At 69.5% G+C, this 15,563-nt stretch carries 13 protein-coding genes; 9 read left to right on the forward strand and 4 right to left on the reverse strand.

The features are described from left to right. Nucleotides 1-185 precede the first annotated feature (185 nt). From Msi02_RS03425 to cas7c, 6 genes are all read left to right on the forward strand, one after another. Entirely contained in the window at nucleotides 186-1,193 is a 1,008-nt protein-coding gene (locus Msi02_RS03425) for a LacI family DNA-binding transcriptional regulator (RefSeq protein ID WP_204047031.1), read from the forward strand. 629 nt (nucleotides 1,194-1,822) lie between these two features. Continuing rightward, nucleotides 1,823-2,548, forward strand: coding sequence for a CRISPR-associated endonuclease Cas3'' (locus tag Msi02_RS42960; RefSeq protein WP_239108089.1), 726 nt, complete (start codon nucleotides 1,823-1,825; stop codon nucleotides 2,546-2,548). Continuing rightward, nucleotides 2,454-4,136, forward strand: a complete 1,683-nt coding sequence (gene cas3, locus Msi02_RS03430) for a CRISPR-associated helicase Cas3' (protein WP_239108090.1) — start codon at nucleotides 2,454-2,456, stop codon at nucleotides 4,134-4,136. Before Msi02_RS42960 ends, cas3 begins: the two co-directional genes overlap by 95 nt. A gap of 38 nt (nucleotides 4,137-4,174) precedes the next feature. Continuing rightward, on the forward strand, nucleotides 4,175-4,822 hold the full coding sequence (gene cas5c / locus Msi02_RS03435) for a type I-C CRISPR-associated protein Cas5c (protein ID WP_204047032.1): 648 nt from the start codon (nucleotides 4,175-4,177) through the stop codon (nucleotides 4,820-4,822). A 7-nt stretch (nucleotides 4,823-4,829) separates the two neighbouring features. After that, on the forward strand, nucleotides 4,830-6,572 hold the full coding sequence (cas8c, locus tag Msi02_RS03440; RefSeq protein ID WP_204047033.1) for a type I-C CRISPR-associated protein Cas8c/Csd1: 1,743 nt from the start codon (nucleotides 4,830-4,832) through the stop codon (nucleotides 6,570-6,572). A 38-nt stretch (nucleotides 6,573-6,610) separates the two neighbouring features. Continuing rightward, on the forward strand, nucleotides 6,611-7,471 hold the full coding sequence (gene cas7c / locus Msi02_RS03445) for a type I-C CRISPR-associated protein Cas7/Csd2 (RefSeq protein ID WP_204047034.1): 861 nt from the start codon (nucleotides 6,611-6,613) through the stop codon (nucleotides 7,469-7,471). Between the two features lie 2,591 nt (nucleotides 7,472-10,062). Here cas7c and Msi02_RS03450 read toward each other — a convergent pair. Both Msi02_RS03450 and Msi02_RS03455 read right to left on the reverse strand, forming a co-directional pair. Further along, the gene (locus tag Msi02_RS03450; protein WP_079312255.1) at nucleotides 10,063-11,448 is read right to left on the reverse strand and encodes a glycine--tRNA ligase; all 1,386 of its coding nucleotides are present in this window, start codon (nucleotides 11,446-11,448) and stop codon (nucleotides 10,063-10,065) included. A gap of 163 nt (nucleotides 11,449-11,611) precedes the next feature. Continuing rightward, complete coding sequence (locus Msi02_RS03455) at nucleotides 11,612-11,929, reverse strand: antibiotic biosynthesis monooxygenase family protein (RefSeq protein ID WP_079312415.1); 318 nt, start codon at nucleotides 11,927-11,929, stop codon at nucleotides 11,612-11,614. A 195-nt stretch (nucleotides 11,930-12,124) separates the two neighbouring features. Here Msi02_RS03455 and Msi02_RS03460 point away from each other — a divergent pair, with 195 nt between their 5' ends. The 3 genes from Msi02_RS03460 to Msi02_RS03470 all read left to right on the forward strand — a co-directional run bounded on the left by Msi02_RS03460 (nucleotide 12,125) and on the right by Msi02_RS03470 (nucleotide 13,639). Next, complete coding sequence (locus Msi02_RS03460) at nucleotides 12,125-12,547, forward strand: DUF6703 family protein (protein ID WP_239108091.1); 423 nt, start codon at nucleotides 12,125-12,127, stop codon at nucleotides 12,545-12,547. Between the two features lie 55 nt (nucleotides 12,548-12,602). Then, nucleotides 12,603-13,013, forward strand: a complete 411-nt coding sequence (locus Msi02_RS03465; protein ID WP_079312251.1) for a Fur family transcriptional regulator — start codon at nucleotides 12,603-12,605, stop codon at nucleotides 13,011-13,013. A 77-nt stretch (nucleotides 13,014-13,090) separates the two neighbouring features. Further along, nucleotides 13,091-13,639: a CGNR zinc finger domain-containing protein gene (locus Msi02_RS03470; protein ID WP_239108092.1), complete on the forward strand. Its 549-nt coding sequence runs from the start codon at nucleotides 13,091-13,093 to the stop codon at nucleotides 13,637-13,639. Nucleotides 13,640-13,667: 28 nt separating this feature from the next. Here Msi02_RS03470 and Msi02_RS03475 read toward each other — a convergent pair whose 3' ends face one another. Next, entirely contained in the window at nucleotides 13,668-14,447 is a 780-nt protein-coding gene (locus Msi02_RS03475) for an isoprenyl transferase (protein ID WP_079312249.1), read from the reverse strand. Between the two features lie 214 nt (nucleotides 14,448-14,661). Continuing rightward, nucleotides 14,662-15,429 (reverse strand): DNA repair protein RecO, encoded by a 768-nt coding sequence (gene recO, locus Msi02_RS03480; RefSeq protein WP_204047035.1) that lies wholly within the window; start codon nucleotides 15,427-15,429, stop codon nucleotides 14,662-14,664. Nucleotides 15,430-15,563 lie beyond the last annotated feature (134 nt).

Genomic DNA, 15,563 nt, shown 5'->3' on the forward strand with positions numbered 1-15,563 from the left:
GGTGTGCCGTGCTGGCAGGTGCTCCTCGCGTGAAGATCACGGAAAATGACCTAAAAGGTTTTCGGAAACGTAGCCGCAACATACGCCGCCGTCAATGGCATGCCTAGTCCTTGCGTCATCACGGAACGGCGACTATCTTCGGCAAGGCCGTAGTCGCCCACAGTCTGAAAAGGTTTTACGTATCGATGGCTCCTCCGCAACGACCCGCCACGATCACCGACGTGGCCGCCCTCGCGGGGGTCTCGATCGCGACCGCGTCCAAGGCGCTCAACGGCCGGGGACAGGTTCGCGCGGAGACCCGCAGGCGCGTCTTCCAGGCAGCGGAAGAGCTGTCGTTCCAGCCGAACGCGCTGGCCCGCAGCCTGCTGACCGGATCCACCCGCACGATGGGCCTGCTCACCAGTGACAGCGTCGGCCGTTTCGGCATCCCCGTGCTGCTCGGCGCCGAGGACGCCTTCGGCGCGGGTGAGATGGCGGTGCTGCTGTGCGACGCCCGCGGCGACGCCATCCGCGAGCAGCACCACATCCGCACACTGCTGACCCGCCGGGTGGACGGCCTCATCGTCGTGGGCGAGAGCACCGACCCCCGGCCCTCGATAAGCCGCGACCTGCCCGTGCCCGTCGTGTACGCCTACGCGCCGTCCGACGACCCGGACGACGTGTCGTTCGTGCCCGACGACGTGGACGGTGCGGCGCAGGCCGTACGGCACCTGGTGACCCTCGGCCGGCGCAGGATCGCGCACGTCACCGGCCCGCAGCACTACCAGGCCGCCCAGGACAGGGCGGCCGGGGTGACGCTCGCGCTGGAGGAGGCGGGGCTGCCGATGTCCGGCGGCCAGGTCCTGTACGGCGTGTGGTCGCAGCGCTGGGGACGGCAGGCCGCCGAGGTGATCCTGCGCGCCGATCCCGAGGTGGACGCCGTCGTCTGCGGCAGCGACCAGATAGCGGCCGGCCTCGTGGAGGCCGCGCGGGAACGCGGGCGACGGGTGCCGGAGGACCTCGCGGTGGTCGGCTACGACAACTGGGAGGTCCTGTCCACGGAGACCAGGCCCCCGCTGACCACGGTCGACATGAACCTGGAGGTGCTCGGCCGCACGGCCGCCCAGCACCTGTTCGCGGCGCTCGGCGGCCGGGCCACCCCCGGCGTCCACCGACTGCCCTGCCGCCTCGTGATCCGCGAGTCGACCGTGTAATTGCGACCCTTGGCCGCCCCGGAGGACGACCGCCACCGGTGAACGCCGGACGTCGCCCGTCCGTCCATCGCCGCATTAAGATCCTCGGCCGCCCCGAAGGGCGACCGCCACGCCGAGCGCCCAGATCTTCAGGTAGTGGTCGTGGGTGTTGCGATCCCCGGTCGCCCCGGAGGGCGACCGCCACCGAGGTAGCCGTCAAGGTGGCCGGATGGTACTGGGGCGTTGCGATCCTCGGTCGCCCCGGAGGGCGACCGCCACGCCCTGCGGAAGAACGAGCGGCCGCGTCACGAGAGCGTTGCGATCCTCGGCCGCCCCGAAGGGCCACCGCCACTCACGATCATGGCCCCGATGTTCAGGAGCTTGTCGGTTGCGATCCTCGGCTGCCCCGAAGGGCGACCGCCACAGCACCTGATAGGCATCATGCCTGATGAGGCGTCGTTGACCATGAATGCTAATTTTCATATCAAGTTACAAATCGGGCCATAACTCCTTAAGGAGCTATGGCGTGTCGCATGAGCACTTGTGGTTCCGAACTACGGGAGCCGTAGGAGTACAAGGTAACTTCACCCCGATCGGAATCGATGCTATAGGAGGGCGATGCCCTCGGCCGCCGAAATCAAAGATCATGGTTGGGCGCGAAAGCCCGGCTACAAGAAGCAACGGTGCTGTCCTGTGGACGGGATTCCTCCGAACTTGCTGAAATTGTCGGTCGCCTCTCCTACAGTTCAGCTCTCGCAGATCTTCCGCATAGAGAGGCGACCGTGGCCGGACCTTTGTGGGCGCACAGTGCCCGGGATGGTGACGGGCTTCGTCATGAGCTCGGTGACCATTTGCGTGGAACGGCCTGGCGGGCGGGTGCCTTCGGCGAGGTCTTCGACGCGGGACCTCTCGCGGCCCACTGCGGGCTCGTCCACGATGTTGGGAAGGGCTGCGACGATTGGCAGTGCGGGCTGATTCAGGCTGAGAGCCGTAAGGGTCCGGTGGGCGTTCCGCATAAGCACGCAGGCACCTGGCTGCTGGATCGACAGAACCTGGGCATTCTGGCCGCGGTGGTGTTCGGGCATCACGGCGGACTTCCGAGCCGGTCGCGGCTGAAGGAGGAACTGCGCTTCGCTGACACTGATCCCCTTGTCGCCGAGGCGATCCGCCGAGTGGAGAAGGTGGTCCCGGAGATCCACCCCGTGGCACCTATTGCGCTGCCGCGCTGGCTTCCCGAGGCGGCAAATCAGGACCCCGTACGCGCTGGATCTGCTGGTGCGCATGGTTTACAGCACGGTGGTGGATGCGGATTTCCTCGATACGGAAGCACATTTCGCAGCTGCACCGCGACCGATGCATCCGATCGCCGCGGCTGATCTGGCTGAGCGGTTCGAGCGGGGGCGCCGGGACATACTGGACGGCGCCCGGCCATCTCCGGTCGACGGGCTACGCCAGGCGGTGTACGAGCAGTGCCTGGAGGCTGCGCTAGGTCCGCAGGGGATCTATCGGATTCCCGCTCCGACCGGCTCAGGCAAGACGCTCGCGGCGGGTGGATTCGCGGTGCACCATGCTCGGCGTCATGGCTTGAAGCGGGTCATCGTGGCGGTGCCGTTCATGTCGATCACTGAGCAGAACGCCGCCGTCTATCGCAACCTCCTGGAGCAGGACGGCGATGCCCATCCTGTGGTGCTGGAGCATCACAGCGGTGTCGATCTGGACGACGGCACGCCAGGGCGGCCGTGGCAGAGCCTGGCGGCGGAGAACTGGGACGCCCCGTTCGTGGTCACCACCACAATCCGGTTGTTCGAGTCCCTGTTCAGCAACAAGCCTGCGGCGATGCGCCGGGTGCATCGGCTGGCCGGCTCGGTGATCGTGCTCGATGAGGTCCAGGCGCTGCCGGACCGGTTGCTGATCCCGATCGTGTCGGCGCTGCGCACGTTGACCCGGTGGTTCGGCGCCACGGTGGTGCTGGCCTCGGCGACTCAGCCGCCGTTCGAGCTGCTGTCCCCCCTTCGTGGAGAGCGGATCAGGGACGTGATCGCGGAGCCGAAGCCGCTGTATGCAGCGTTGGGGCAGCGGGTGCGGTACCGGTGGCTGCTGGATCCCAAGCCCACGATGGCGCAGGTCGCCGCGCAGGCTGCGGCCAAACCGCAGGTGCTGGTGGTGGTGAACACGACCCGGGACGCCGCCCGCATGCATCGGCTGATGGAGGAGCATCGTCCCGCGCTGCACCTGTCCACGCGGATGGCGGCCGCGCACCGGCGCAGCACGCTGGAGGAGATTAGGAAGCGTCTGGCGGCGGGCGAGCCGGTCGCCGTGGTCAGTACGCAGCTGGTCGAGGCGGGTGTCGACCTGGACTTCCCGGACGGGTTTCGTGCGGCTGCCCCGGCGGACTCCTTGCAGCAGGCCGCCGGGCGGGTCAACCGCAGCGGACGCCTGCCGTACGGGACGGTCACGATCTTCGACCCGGAGGACGGCAACGAGGCCGCCGGCATCTTGTACGGGCCAGCGCTGCAGGCCACCCGCGACCGGTTCGGGCCAGACTGCCCACCCGACGATCTGGACGCGCTGCAGCAGTACTACCAGGCCAGATTCGACTTCCACAACGTCGAGCAGGCGGGGCAGGAAATTCAGAAGGAACGCGTGGCCCACGAGTTTCCCCGCGTTGCCGAGCTGTTTCGCATGATCGATGAATGGACCGTTCCCGTCGCGGTGCGGTACGGCGACACCGATGAACTGGACCGGATCCTGGCGTACCTGCGCAATGGCCGCCCCGGGGCGGGGGCCCAGTTGCGGGCGTTGCGCCCCTACCTGGCCACCCTGCCGCGTGGTGCCGCCCGCCGGGCGGTGGAGGAAGGACTGGCCGCGCCCGTTATCGGTGACCTTCTGGAATGGCTGGGCGACTACCACCCGCAGCGAGGCATTGAGATCACATCCCCCGACCCTCAGGAGTTGGTGTTTTGACCACCCGTCGTGCTCACCATCCACCACCCCCGCTCGTGGTGGAAGTCGAGGCACCGTACGCCTGTTTCACCCGGCCGGAGTTCAAGACGGAACGGCTGAGCTACCCGATGATGACCCCGTCGGCGGCCAAGGGCGTACTGGAGGCGATCTTCTGGAAGCCGGAGTTCTCCTATGTCATCCAGCGGATCGAGATGCTCAAGCGGATCCAGTGGGCGTCGTTTCGCCGCAACGAGGTCTCCTCGATGTTGACCATGGCGTGGGTGCGGGAGGCGATGACGGACGCCTCCGTCCGCTTCGATGCCGAAGCCGACCGTGACCAGCGCAACATGGTGTGCCTGCGCGATGTCGCCTACCGGATTCACGCCCAGGTACGGCTGCGCCCGCACACCACCGATCCCGAGGCCAAGTACCGCGATCAGTTCCGGCGCAGGGTCGAGCGGGGCGCCTGCTTCTCCCAGCCGTTTCTCGGCGTCCGGGAGTTCTCGGCGTCCTTCCGCCCGAAGACCGGCCAGAATCCGTTTCCTCATGACGAGGTCCTGGGGGTGATGCTGCACAGCATCGACTACCGGCCCGAGGGCGAGACCTACCGGTGGTTCCACGCCGTACTCGACAAGGGCGTCATGGAGGTCCCGCGAGAAGGCGTCGAGCTGCCCGGCGCCGCGGCGCGTACCGGCGGCAGGGGGTGAGCGTCGGATGCTGATCAAGCAGCTTGCCGCGCACGCCCGTGACCGGGAGGGTCTTCCCGCGCCGTATTACCGCAACCGCAGCGTGCGCTGGGCGATCGACCTGGATGCCGACGGACGCCCACGAGGTGGCCGGCTGGTGGACTTGAGCAGCGCCGAGGCCAAGGCTGGGGCGCTGCTGGACACCCCGTACGCGCAACGCTCAGGCATCGGGTCGCTTCCGTTCCTGCTCACTGACACCTTGCAGTACGTGCTGGGAATGCCGAAGGACAACAGCGACAAGCAGGTTGCCGACGCCCGCCGCCGCGCGCGGGATTTCGCCGAGCTGGTCTACCGCTGGGCCAAGGACGAGCCCCTCGCCGCACCCGTGGTCGCCTTCCTGGAACGTGGCGCCTCCTCCCAGATCGAGATTCCCCCTGAGGCAAAACCGTCCGACGTGGTGGCGATCAGGACCGATCAGGGATGGCTGCACGCCCTGCCTTCCGCCGCGACGGCATGGGGACAAATCGTCCGCGAGCGCAAAGGCTCAGCCGGCGGCCAGGGCATCTGCCTGTCGTGCGGGGATCTCGCGCCGTTGCTGGACACCATCCCCGAGCCGGTCAAACCGGGCGCGATCCCTGTAGCGGGCGGCCGGGGCCGCGATGCCCAGCTGGTGTCCATCAACAAAACCGCCCAGGGCCGGGGCGGTATCACCCAGCTGGCCAACACCCCGATCTGCGACACGTGCGGCGGGCAGGCCATGTCGGTGCTGAACGCGCTGCTGGCCGATCCCCACCATCGCTATCGCGGCAGCGACAGCGTCCTGGTGTGGTGGCTGCGCCGCCCCGCGCCGATATCGCTGCTCGGCGCCGTACGCGACGCCCAACCCAACGACGTCAACGCGTTCATCGAGCAGGTACGGCTTCCGCCCGCCCGCCGCGCCGTCTGGCTGGACGGCAACGCCTTCTACGCCGTGACCCTGTCGGCGAACCAAAGCCGGGTGGTCATCCGCGACTGGGTCGACGTCCCCTTGAGCGACCTGTGTGAGCGGGTGAATGCCTGGTTCGCCGACCACGCGATGTGCGATGTCTGGGCGGAGGGCCCTCAGCACGTCGCGCTGTGGCGTATGGCCGCCGCACTCGGCCGCTACGGCAAGCAGGGCTACGTCAGGGACACCGCGCCCAAGTCAGCCGAGCGGGACCTCATGGCGGCGGCTCTGCGCGGTACCCGGCCACCCGCATACCTGCTGGCCAGCCTGATCCACCGCATCCGAGCCGACGGCCGTGTCGATCTTCCCCGTGCTGCTCTGCTGCGGCTGCTGCTCACCCGTGCTGTCCCCGCCATGAAGGAGATCCTGGTGGACCGTCTCAACCCCGACACCGACGACCCCGCCTACCTGTGCGGACGCATGTTCGCCGTGCTGGAAGACATTCAGCGCGCCGCGCTGGACAACATCAACACCACGATCGGGGACAAGTTCTTCGGCGCGGCCATGGGCAGGCCGCTGCCGGTGCTGACCATGCTGCGCAAAAACGCCACGGGCCACCTGCGGCGGCTGCGTGGCAGCAGCAAGAAGGCCGCCGGCATCGCCTTGGACAGGCGCCTGGACGAGATCGTCCAGAAGTTCACCACTGAGATTCCCGCCACCTTGGACCTGCCTGGTCAGGGCCGGTTCGTCCTTGGTTATCACCAGCAGCGGGCCGCCGGCCGCGAAGCCGCCCGCGCTGCCGCCGCGCTCAAGGCCGCCGCTGCCGCCGAATCCGAATCCGCCTGATCTCGTCGTTCTCATCCCCCGAAAGGAATCCGCTGGACATGTCCGTCCACCTCGACCCCGCACGCAAGCACGACTTTGTCTTCCTGTTCGACGTCCGCGACGGCAACCCCAACGGCGACCCCGACGCGGGAGGCATGCCCCGTACCGACCCCGAGACCGGGCAGGGCCTGGTCACCGATGTCGCGATCAAGCGCAAGATCCGCAACATGGTCGCCCTCCTCAACGAGGGCATGCCCGGCTACGACATCTACGTCGAGACCGGCACCTCCCTCAACGCCCAGCACGAACGCGCCTACGCTGCCCTGAACCTGGACCCCAAGCAGCGGCGCAAGTCCGAGATCGAAGCCCAGCAGTGGATGTGCCAGACCTTCTACGACGTCCGCATGTTCGGAGCCGTCATGTCCACCGGCACCAAACCCTGCGGACGCGTCCAGGGCCCCATGCAGCTCACCTTCTCCCGCTCCATCGACACCGTCCTGGCCCAGGAGCATGGAATCACCCGGGTCACCCAGACCCGCCAGGAAGACATCGACAAGGGCGAGTCCACCGAGATGGGCAACAAGCACGTCATCCCCTACGGCCTCTACCTCGGGCACGGTCACTTCAGCGCACCCCTGGCCCGCCGCACCGGCGTCACCAGCCAGGACCTGGAGACCTTCTGGCGGGCCATGACCCTCATGTTCGAACACGACCGCGCATCCACCCGCGGCGAGATGGCCATGCGCCGCCTGCTCGTGTTCAGCCACGACGACCCGTTCGGCCGGGCCCCGGCCCACGAGTTGTTCGACCGCGTCCAGGTGGAGCCGAAGAAAGCGACACCACGCGCGTTCACCGACTACACCATCTCGATCGACGACGACGCTCCCGAGGGGGTCACCCTCACGCGCGTCCTCGGATGAACGAGCCGAGTCCGCGGGCCGCAGGCACCGGCCCGCCCAGCTGACCCTGTCGGCACTCGCCACTTAAAAAGTGAGTCAGAGAATTCTTGCCGCCTGTCGCTGTCCAACGCGGCCGTGGGGTCGCAACATGCTGGGCTCGGACTGGGCAGGGGGCAAATGGCGCGGCGGTCGCCCTCCGGGGCGATCGAGGATCGCAACTCCACGAGCCTGCCGTATCAGAACTCCTGGGACCGAGTGGTGGCGGTCGCCCTCCAGGGCGACCGTGGATCGCAACTTGTGGACCTGGATGTAGTGACCGATCTCCACAATCGGCGGCGGTCACCTTCTGGGGCGGCCGTAGATCGCACATCTCTGTGCGGGCCTGCTCCTGCGGGCCAGCACGGCGTGGCGGTCGCCCTCCGGGGCGGCCGTGGATCGCAACTTGGTGTAGGTCGGCGTGCCGGTGTACACGTGCCGCGTGGCGGTCGCCCTCCGGGGCGGCCGTGGATCGCAACGTGGGTGCCTTGGCCCGGTTAAACGCCGGCGACCGGGTGGCGGTCGCTCTCCGGGGCGGCCGTGGGTCGCAACGGCGACGGCGTGTCCGAGGACACCAAGAGCCTGGGTGGCGGTCGCCCTTCGGGGCGGCTGTGGGTCGCAACCATGCCGGGTCGAGTGCCACGACCGGGTCGGCTGGCGTGGCGGTCGCCCTCCGGGGCGGCCGTGGGTCGCAACCCCAACACTGGGGCCCAGGGCGTGGCCCAACTGTCCGGGTGGCGGCCACCCTATGGGGCGACGGTGAGTCGTAACCGCTCGGCGTCCTTTACGCGGCGGGTCGCGGACGGTGGCGGTCGCCCTCCGGGGCGGCCGTGGGTCGCAACACCCAGCAGCAGATCCAAGCCGGGTATGCCGGCAATGTGGCGGTCGCCGTCCGGGGCGGCCGTGGGTCGCAACGAGCAGGGCCGTCGTCCGGCCGCTCTAAACCAGCACGGTAGCGGTGGCCCTCCGGGCGGCCGTGGATCGCAACCTCGACAACCCCGGCGGCACCCGGGCCGCTGCCACGTGGCGGTCGCCCTCCGCGCGGCCGTGGGTCGCAACTGCGCAAGGCTCTCCGCCGCCCCGCCAGCCCCACCCGGTGGCGGTTGCCCTCCGGGGCGGCCCTGGGTCGCAACGTGTAGCAGTAGAAGTTCACGCCCGGGCAGGCGTGCAGTGGCGGTCGCCCTCCAGGGCGGCCGTGGGTCGCAACAGGTTCGGCGCGTACGTGTGCCGCCACTTCGGCGCCTGGTGGCGGTCGCCCTCCGGAGCGGCCGTGGGTCGCAACTTCGTCCGTGGGGATGCGCAACACGATGACACGGGAGTGGCGGTCGCCCTCCTGGGCGGCCGTGGGTCGCAACCGGCGCACCGCGAGGTACCCGAGCTGCCGGTCGGTGGGTGGCGGTCGCCCTCCGGGGCGGCCGTGGGTCGCAACTGCGCGAGGCCCTGGGCGAGGAGCAGTACCAGCGGTGGCGGTCGCCCTCCCAGGCGGCCGTGGGTCGCAACGGCGTTGGTGTAGACGAAAAGGTCAGCGGCGCCGCTGTGGCGGTCGCCCTCCGGGGCGCCCGTGGGTCGCAACTTCTCCGGCCTGTTCACCGACATCCAAGCGTGGGTGAGGTGGCGGTCGCCCTCCGGGGCGGCCGTGGGTCGCAACTCCGCGGCCGACCTCAGGTTGATCCTGCGCGGCATCTCGTGGCGGTCGCCTCCGGGGCGGCCGTGGATCGCAACTTCCTGGCTGACCACGCGGGCATTTCACCCGCGACCTGGTGGCGGTCGCCCTCCGGGGCGGCCGTGGGTCGCAACGTTCCGTGGGAGCAGCTCCCCCGCGTCATACAGTGGCGTGGCGGTCGCCCTTCGGGGCGGCCGTGGATCGCAACCAATACAGGCCGCCCGGCATCGGCTGAGGCATACCTTGTGGCGGTCGCCCTTCGGGGCGGCCGTGGGTCGCAACCTCATGGACGGCCTGAACGCCGTCAAGACCCGCCAGGGTGGCGGTCGCCCTCCGGAGCGGCCGTGGGTCGCAACGCGTACACCTTCCAGCGGTACGCGAACGCCATGCAGTGGCGGTCGCCCTCCCGGGCGGCCGTGGGTCGCAACCTTGAGCGTTGCCCGCAGCGTGTTGCTGCCGCCCGGGTGGCGGTCGCCCTCCGGGGCGGCCATGGGTCGCAACAACGCGCCCGGCTTGGTGACGTACTGGCCTTTGGGCGGCGGTCGCCCTCCGGGGGCGGCTGTGGATCGCAACATAGGCGTTGGCGACAACACGATGCTGGCGTTATCGAGGAAGGCCGGATTCGCGACCATCTCTTCGTACGAGGCCGCTGGAGAGATTCAATCGTCCGCTCGATCCTCGAACACGAATGGCGACCGGCTGGCACAGGATGACGCCCCTGACGCCAGCCTGAGGAAGTGGTCGAAAGGACGACCAAGCTGATGTTCATAGCGGAACGGCGAGATCCCGCGCCCCTTCGATCTTCCCGCGCCCCCGACCTTCGGGGAACGATGATCGGCACCTGACGACGGGTGCCGGGCACACCAAAGAGCGCCTGTCCGGAAATTTCCGGACAGGCGCCTCCTCGCGATGATCAGTCGTTGAGGTGCTGGCGCAGGTACGACTCGACCTGGTCGAGCGCGACCCGCTGCTGGGCCATGGAGTCCCGCTCGCGGATCGTCACGGCCTGGTCCTCCAGGGTGTCGAAGTCGACCGTGATCGCGAACGGCGTGCCGATCTCGTCCTGGCGGCGGTAGCGGCGGCCGATGGCGCCCGCGTCGTCGAAGTCCACGTTCCACCGGCGGCGCAGCCGGGCCGCGAGGTCGCGGGCCTTCGGCGACAGGTCGGCGTTGCGCGACAGCGGCAGCACCGCGACCTTGACCGGGGCCAGGCGGTGGTCGAGGCGCATCACGGTCCGCTCCTCCATCACGCCCTTGGCGTTGGGCGCCTCGTCGACCGTGTAGGCGTCGAGGAGGAAGGTCAGCGTCGCGCGGTCCACACCGGCCGCCGGCTCGATGACGTAGGGCACGTAGCGCTCGCCCGACTCCTGCTCGAAGAACGACAGGTCGGTGCCGGACGCCTTGCCGTGCGCGGTGAGGTCGAAGTCGGTGCGGTTGGCGATGCCCTCCAGCTCACCCCACTCGCCGCCGGCGAAGTTGAAGCGATACTCGATGTCCACGGTCCGCTTCGAGTAGTGGGACAGCTTCTCCTTCGGGTGCTCGTAGAGCCGGAGGTTGTCCTTGTTGATGCCGAGGTCGACGTACCAGCGCAGGCGCTCGTCGATCCAGTACTGATGCCACTCCTCGTCCGTGCCGGGCTTGACGAAGAACTCCATCTCCATCTGCTCGAACTCACGGGTGCGGAAGATGAAGTTGCCCGGGGTGATCTCGTTGCGGAACGACTTGCCGATCTGGCCGATGCCGAACGGGATCTTCTTGCGGGCCGACTGCTGGACGTTCAGGTAGTTGATGAAGATGCCCTGGGCGGTCTCCGGCCGCAGGTACGCCAGGCCCGACTCGTCCTCCACCGGGCCGAGGAACGTCTTCAGCAGGCCGCTGAACTGCCTGGGCTGGGTGAACGCGCCCTTGTTGCCGCAGTTCGGGCAGGTGATGTCGGCCAGGCCGCCCGCCGGCTCGCTGCCGTGCTTGGCCTCGTACGCCTCGATGAGGTGGTCGGCGCGGTAGCGCTTGTGGCACGCCTGGCACTCGGTGAGCGGGTCGGTGAAGGTGTCGACGTGGCCGCTGGCCTGCCAGACCTCGCGGGCGAGGATGACGCAGGAGTCGAGGCCGACGACGTCGTCGCGGCCCTGCACCATGGCCTTCCACCACTCGCGCTTCACGTTGTTCTTGAGCTCGACACCGAGGGGGCCGTAGTCCCAGGACGCCCGCAGGCCTCCGTAGATCTCGCTCGACGGGAAGACGAGCCCGCGGCGTTTGGCGAGGCTGACGATCGTTTCCAAGACGTCGGTGCGACGTGCCATCAGTGGAACTCCATCCGGCTGGGTGTCGGCGTTGAGATCGGGGTCAGCGTGCGTTGTCCGCTGAAGCGGGCGGGCCGGCCCGGCCGCCGTGCCGCGGCTGCGGGACGTCCGGCCACCTGCCCGGATCCGTGCTCAAGCTTAGGGGAATCCGGCGCCCCCGCGCTCAAGCCTTGCCCACGGTCCCCGCGCTCGCCCCCTCGCCCGGCAGCGTGTAGACGCCCTCGAAGGCGCTGGGCTCGTTGATCATAAGGGTCATCAGGGGATACATCACCATGCGGGCCGCCGACAGAGCCCGCCGGTAGTAGCCCGCGCCCTCCCACTCGCTGACCACCGCCCACAGGGCCGGCTCGTCCACCGACCTGCCGATTTGGCCGCGCAGGTATCCCGGCTGCGCGGCCAGCAGGTCGAGGATGTCGCGCGCCTGGGCGGCGAACTCGTCGGCGCGGGCGCCCGGCACCGAATAACGGATCACGGCGAGCATGTCGCCCAGCATGCCACCCCTCGCGTACGCCCCGCCGGGGAGGGGGGCGACCCGGGCGGAAGGATCACGGCGGCGACGGGGCGAGGCGGCCGGAAGGAGCACCGCGGGCGACGCGACGGGCGACGTGGGCGGAACAAGTACGGCGGGCGACGCGACGGGGCGAAGATTGGGCGGATGCGCACTAGGCTCGAACGCGTGGGAAGCGAAACCGAACCGCCGCGCCGTCAGGTGCCGGCCCATCCTCTGGCGAGGAAGCCTCCCGCCCAGGGGAACGCGGCGTCCCCGCGGGTGCGGCGGCCGCTGCCGCAGGGCGAGCAGTTCTTCACGCCCGGCGCCACCGGGCTGCGCGCGGAGGTCGAGCGCAAGAGCGCCGCGCCGCTGGTCTTCCTGTTCCAGCAGCCCCGCTGGGTGATCCCGCTGGTCATGGTGGCCCTGCTGATCGCCGGGCTGGTGGTGCCGGACTGGCGTGGCGGGGTGGCCGTGCTTCCGGTGCTCGCGTTCATCGCCTGGCTGGCCTACCTGTCGTGGCCCTCGCTGCGTCTGGTGGGCCGGTTGCTGCGTGTGGCGGTCGCGACGTTCCTGGTCCTCCTCGCCGCCACCCGTTTCGGCCTGATCTGACGCGAACCGGCCTAACCTGGTAGGTCGTAGGGCGAAGCCGTACACAGGAGTCCTGATGACGAAGAGCCGTGACGCCGTTCACGAGATCCTCCGCCAGAGCCGGGGGTTCCGCAGCGCGCAGGACGTGTTCGCCGAGATGCGCGCGGTCGGCTCGAAGATCGGCCTGACGACCGTGTACCGGGCACTCCAGTCGCTCTCCGACGCCGGCCGGGTCGACGTGCTGCGAACCGACGAGGGCGAGTCGGTCTACCGGGCCTGCCAGACCGACACGCACCACCACCACCTCGTGTGCCGGGAGTGCGGGCGTACGGTCGAGGTGGCCGGGCCGGACGTGGAGCGCTGGGCCGAGGTCGTCGGGGCCGAGCACGGCTTCATCGACGTCACCCACACCGTGGAGGTCTTCGGCACCTGTTCCTCGTGCGCGCAGGCGGCCGCGTCGCACGCGGAGGCGGCCGGAAAGAGCTGACCCCGCCCCGCGCGGGCTCCCCGAGAGGTACGCTGCCTGCGCCGCGACAGGGACCGCCGCGACAAAAGGGAGATGGCGTGCCGTTCAGCCATGACATGGTGTACTCGCTGGCGACGGTGGTGGACCTCATCAACACCGGCGCCGGCGAGCGCGACGGGCTCGCCGAGGTCGGCGACCTGGAGGAGTTCGTCCGCAGGCGGGAGGTCAGCGGGGTCGGGGTGGTGACCCGGCGGGACCTCGCCGAGGTCCAGGCCCTGCGCGAGGAGTTCCACGCCGTGTTCACCGCACCGGACCAGCCGACGGCGGTCACCCTGCTCAACACGCTGCTGCAGCGCACCCGCATCACGCCGCACCTCGCCGAGCACGACGGCCATCCCCTTCACGTCCACTACTTCGCGCCGGGCTCGTCGGTCGCCGAGCACCTGGCCGCCGACTGCGGCGTCGCCCTCGCCCACGTGCTCGTGGAGAACGAGCGGGATCGCCTGCGCACGTGCGCGGCGCCCGACTGCTCCCACGTCTTCGTGGACGAGTCGAGGAACCGCTCCCGGGTCTACTGCGACAGCCGTACCTGCGGGAACCGCATGCACGTCGCCGCGTACCGGGCCCGCCGCCGCGACGCCTCCTGACACCGGGCTCCCGCTACCGCCCGGTGTCTCAGCTCCGCGCCACCTCGTTCGGAACGGCGCCGCCGTACCTGCGGTCGCGCTTGGCGTAGATCTCGCAGGCCTGCCACAGGTCCCGTCGGTCGAAGTCGGGCCACAGCTGGTTGAGGAAGACCATCTCGGCGTACGCGGACTGCCAGAGCAGGAAGTTGGAGGTGCGCTGCTCGCCGGACGAACGCAGGAACAGGTCCACGTCCGGGATCTCCGGCTCGTCCAGGTAGCGGGCGAAGGTCTTCTCCGAGACCTTGTCGGCCTTGACCCGGCCCGCGGCGATGTCGCGGGCGAGCCGCACGGCCGCGTCCACGATCTCCGCGCGGCCGCCGTAGTTCACGCAGAACTGGAGGGTCAGCGTGCTGTTGCCGACCGTCATCCGCTCGGCGTCCTCGAGCTCCTTGATCACGCTCTTCCACAGCCGCCCGGGACGCCCGGCCCAGCGGACCCGCACGCCCATCGCGTTGAGCTGGTCGCGCCGCCGGCGGATGACGTCGCGGTTGAACCCCATGAGGAAGCGCACCTCGTCCGGCGAGCGCCTCCAGTTCTCCGTGGAGAAGGCGTACGCCGACAGGTAGGGGATGCCGATCTCGATGGCGCCCTCGATGACGTCGAACAGCGACGCCTCGCCCATCTTGTGCCCCTCGGTCCTGGGCAGCCCGCGCGCCTTGGCCCAGCGGCCGTTGCCGTCCATAACGATCGCCACGTGTCGCGGCAGCAGGTCACGCGGGATGGCGGGCGGGGTGACCCCGGACGGGTGCGGAGAGGGAGGACGGACCATGTACCGAGGGTATTGCGTCCCGACCGGTCCTCAGGCGCGCGAGACGTGCGGATCCCGTGCGGATTCCGTGCGTTCCCCACCCCACGCCGACGCCACCGAGAACAACCTCCAGACCCCGGACCCCCGCAAGGGCCACTCAGATGATCCTCGCTTCGCTTGCGGTCATCTGAGCTGCCCACACCGGGGGACGACCCCCGGACCCCCGCGGGGCCGCTCAGATGATCCTCGCCTCGCTTGCGGTCATCTGAGCTGGCCACTCCCGCTCCACATGACGTAGCGAGCGGATGCCGTGCTCCAGGTGCCACTGGAGGTACGCGGCGACCAGGCCGCTGCACTCGGCGCGGTGGCGGGACTCGGAGGCGTCGGCGGCCGCCCAGTCGCCGCGCAGCAGGGCGATCATCAACGCGATCGTCTCCGCGGCGGGCACCGCGGCGCCGGCCGGGCGGCAGGCGCCGCACACCACGCCACCGGCGACGATCGCGAACGCGCGCACGGCCTCCGCGCCGCACCGCGCGCACTCCGACAGCGCGGGGGCGTAGCCCGCCACGGCCAGCGAGCGCAGGAAGAACGCGTCGAGCACCAGCCGGGCCTCGTGGCCGCCTTCGGCGAGCGTGCGCAGCCCGCCGACCAGCAGCAGGAACTGGCGCAGCGCCGGCTCCTTCTCCCCCACCGTCAGCCTGTCGGCCGTCTCCAGCATCGCGGTCCCCGCGGTGTACCTGGCGTAGTCGGCCACGATCGCCTCGCCGTACGGATGCAGGGTCTCGACCTGGGTGATCACGTCGAGCGACCTGCCGCTGTGGAGCTGCAGGTCGACGTGGGAGAACGGCTCCAGCCGCGCGCCGAAGCGCGACATGGTCCTGCGCACGCCCTTGGCCACGCCGCGGACCTTGCCGGTGCGCCGGGTGAGGATGGTGATGATGCGGTCGGCCTCACCCAGCTTCTGGGTGCGCAGCACGACGCCCTCGTCCCGGTAGAGGCTCACCCCGCCATCGTATGGGTGCGCGCGGGCGTCCGCCCCGCCAGACGGGCATTCGCCCCGTTGATGGTCATGAATGGTGAAAATTCGGTAATGATCCGGCGACGATGCCGGGTGACGAACCCTCCCCAAGCTGTACA

It is taken from the genome of Microbispora siamensis (assembly GCF_016863095.1).
Lineage (GTDB): Bacteria > Actinomycetota > Actinomycetes > Streptosporangiales > Streptosporangiaceae > Microbispora > Microbispora siamensis.